Annotated in this window: 2 protein-coding genes; one reads left to right on the top strand and one right to left on the bottom strand. The window is 59.0% G+C overall.

The features are described from left to right. Nucleotides 1-1,039: 1,039 nt before the first annotated feature. On the top strand, nt 1,040-1,996 hold the full coding sequence (locus tag NW863_RS11655) for a sigma-70 family RNA polymerase sigma factor (protein ID WP_414366517.1): 957 nt from the start codon (nt 1,040-1,042) through the stop codon (nt 1,994-1,996). On the opposite strand, the gene gcvT is transcribed toward NW863_RS11655, so the two are convergent. Then, on the bottom strand, nt 1,993-3,117 hold the full coding sequence (gcvT, locus tag NW863_RS11650; RefSeq protein WP_414366516.1) for a glycine cleavage system aminomethyltransferase GcvT: 1,125 nt from the start codon (nt 3,115-3,117) through the stop codon (nt 1,993-1,995). The genes NW863_RS11655 and gcvT overlap by 4 nt on opposite strands. Nucleotides 3,118-3,396 lie beyond the last annotated feature (279 nt).

Below are 3,396 nucleotides of genomic sequence, written 5' to 3'. Positions count from 1 at the left end.
CACCCACACCGACGCCAGAACCAATACCAACCCCCACATCAACGCCGGCACCCACTCTTACACCAGAGTCGACGCCCACTCTTGCACCACGTCGCCAGCCGCGCTTTCAACTCCGGCGTCCCCGTCCCACCTCAGAAGGGATCCCGGCTGAGGTCACACCTGCTGTGCCAACCCCACCGGCTGTAGTGGCCACGCCGAAACCAACACCTAGCCCCTTGCCTACGCCTGCTCCCACTCCAACACCTCAACCTGAGGCTACGCCTTTGCCGCGCATCACCCCTCTCCCGCTGCAAGAGCAACGCGTGCGCCAGCAGGGGTTGCGGCTTTTCCCCCCTGGGCTCCACAGCCCCTACTCGACGGATAACCTGTAGTACGCTGGCGGCTCGAAGGTTTGACTCCACAGGTAGTGTCTAAGGCTCAAAATTTGCCTTAATTTGCCCTAAACTTGGGAAAGCCAAGACGACGGCTTTTCCTTGGGATCTGCCTTGGCTGGTTTGGGGCTGAGGCTTATTGACAACTCTCTCTGAAATCAGCCTCAAAAGGTTGCAGAAATGGGCCAGCAGGCTGTTCGATGCCTTGCTGGGCCGGCCTCTCCGATGGGTTTCTACAGACAAAATAGGCATCTGTAGCGATGTAGAGTGTATCAAAAAACATGTTTTTTATCTCAGTGCAATCTGGTTAACGATTAAGAGAGCATGACCGATTTTACTTGCTTTTTTCGGATCCTATTGGTCTAAGTTTTGAGTAACGGAATCGCTTTATTTTCGTAACATCTACCCGTAGATCAGGGAGCCGACAGAGCCCAGAACTGAGGCACTGCTGGCAGTAGCTCACGGACAGGACTCAATAAATTTAGTGAATCAAATAGCCGCTGAAAGTCTGCATTTTAGGTTGCCAAAACCTTTACGGAAAGGCTTTTCTACTGGTATGAATAAGGTGCTGTTTGCAGCAAGGTCGGCTTCCTAGTGGGAAGAAAGCTTGACGCGACAGCAGAAGAGAAGATTCTGACAGGGCATCAACTTATGGTGTGGGGTTGGATATGTCGGAAAATCTTGAGCTGCAAGACGCAGTGGGGCGTTTCTTAAAAATCATTGGGCGCTACTCGTTGCTCACCGCCGAGGAAGAACTGCGTCTGGCCCACCAAGTGCAGCGGATGATGGCCCTTCTGGAGCAGCGGCGGCAGCACGAGTCGCTGGAGGATTGGAGCCAACGACTGGGGATCCCTTTAGAGGAGCTGCAGCAGATCCTGCGGCAGGGGGAAGCCGCCAAGAAGCGCATGGTGGAGTGCAACCTGCGCCTGGTGGTGTCGATTGCCAAGCGCTACCGCAACCGCGGTCTGCCCTTTCTGGATCTGATTCAGGAGGGCACCATCGGCCTCACCCGCGCCGTGGAAAAGTTCGATCCCACGCGGGGGTACAAGTTCTCCACCTACGCCACCTGGTGGATCCGGCAGAGCGTGAACCGCGGCATCCAAAACAAGGGGCGCCTGATCCGGCTGCCCGCCCACATGTACGAGAAGGTCTCCCAGGTGAAGCGGCGCTACCGCGAGCTGTCCGCCGAAAGGGGATCCCGGCCTGCCGCAGAGGAAGTTTTCGATTCGCTGGATATTGGCGACAACTACCGCGAACTGATCACCCGCCACATGGCCGAGATCCGATCCCTCAACGTCGGGGTGGGGGACGAGGACGGCACTGAGCTGCAGCACTTTATCCCTGACGAAGACAACGATCCGGTCGAACATCTGAACCGGGCTGCCCATTGCGAGGAGGTGCGCGCTCTGGTGGGCCAACTGAGCGAACGCGAGCAGCAGGTAATTGTGGCCCGCTATGGGCTGGATGGGTCGAAGGGCCTGACGTTGCGGGAGATCGGGGAGCACATCGGTCTTTCGCGGGAGCGAGTCCGGCAAATTGAGCGGCGGGCCCTGCGGAAATTGCGGCGGCTGCAGCAGGAATACTCCACCCCCAAGGCCGGCAGACAGCTCAACCCCCCAAGCTAACTGGAGCCTGCCCCTCTGTAGAAGGGCTTTTTTACCACTTCGGCGGGCCGGCGCTGGCCCCGAATCTCAATCTCCAGTCGGGATCCCACCTTGGCCCAAGTTGAATCCACATATCCCAGGCCAATGCCGTAGCCCAAGGTAGGAGAATGGCTGCCGCTGGTTACCCGCCCGATCGGCTCAGGGGAGTTGGGAGCGTAGATGGCATAGCCGCTGCGGGGAATGGCTCGATCCAATAGGCGAAACCCCACCAGGCGACGCGGGATCCCTTGCTCGCGTTGACGTTCGAGGGCCAGCTTGCCAATGTAGTCCCCTGGATTGTTGACCAACCAACCCAAGTCAGCTTCCAGGGGAGTCGTGCTCTCGTCCATGTCCTGGCCGTAGAGGCAAAAAGCAGCCTCTAGGCGCAGGGTATCGCGGCAGCCGAAGCCACAGGGCTGTACTCCTGCCTGCACCAGTTGCTCCCAGAGCCAGCAGCCCTCTGGGGGGCTAAGCAAGATCTCAAAGCCGTCTTCTCCGGTGTAGCCGGTGCGGGCCACAAAGACCCTTGCCCCTGAGGATCCCCCTTTTTGAGGAGCAAACTGTCCGTGTTGAAAGCGGCGCAAAGCCTTCAGGGATCCCGCCAAAAAAGGCTGAAGAACCTCTTCCGCTGCCGGCCCCTGCACCGCCAGCAACACCTGCGACTCGGTGTGATCCTGCAGTTCCAGCCCAGGGATCCCCTGCTGCTGCAGCCACTCCCTATCTTTGTGGCGGGTGGCCGCGTTGACGATCAGGCTCCAGTGCTCCAGCTCCCCTTCCGGTGGATGCCGGTAGAAGATGACATCGTCCACAATGCCCCCCAGCGGATTGAGCAAAACCGTGTAGCGAGCGGATCCCGCCCGAACGGCGGCCAGGTCGCTGGGCACCAGCCGGCTGAGGTGGGATCCCAGCTCCGGCCCCCAGAGCTCGAACTTGCCCATGTGGGAGATGTCGAATACCCCCACCCGCTCCCGCACCGCCCGATGCTCGGCCACCACGCCCCGATACTGCAGGGGCATTTCCCAGCCGGCAAAGGAGACAAACCGCGCCCCCAAGGCTTGATGGAAGGGAAACAGGGGGGTGCGCTGCAGGGAAGTTGTGCCCATCAACGGATCTCTGAAGGTTAAGGACTAGGATAAACGCACCGTCGCCGATTCTCAGAGCTTATCCAGTGCCTTCTGTCCCCACCATGATCCGCAATTGACAAGCTGGAGCGGTCCCTGCAGTTCTGCTGCGACGTTTTGGGAGGCAGCACCGTGAAGCCGTTGTCAGTTAGCCGACCCGCCTACGGTTAATTGTCCCAACACATTGATGTCGAAGGTGAAGTTAATCGTCACCGAGTTGCCCTCGTAGGCCTCAGGCAGGGGCAAAAACGGAGCTGCTCT

Origin of the sequence: Synechococcus sp. B60.1 (genome assembly GCF_047462555.1) — a bacterium.
In the GTDB taxonomy this organism is placed as follows: Bacteria; Cyanobacteriota; Cyanobacteriia; order Thermostichales; family Thermostichaceae; genus Thermostichus.
This window is presented reverse-complemented; position numbering and strand designations above follow the sequence as displayed.

Excerpts from the sequence above, each read along its gene's own strand:
- NW863_RS11655 (WP_414366517.1), top strand. The coding sequence starts at position 1,040 with ATGTCGGAAAATCTTGAGCTGCAAGACGCAGTGGGGCGTTTCTTAAAA.
- gcvT (WP_414366516.1), bottom strand. The coding sequence starts at position 3,117 with ATGGGCACAACTTCCCTGCAGCGCACCCCCCTGTTTCCCTTCCATCAA.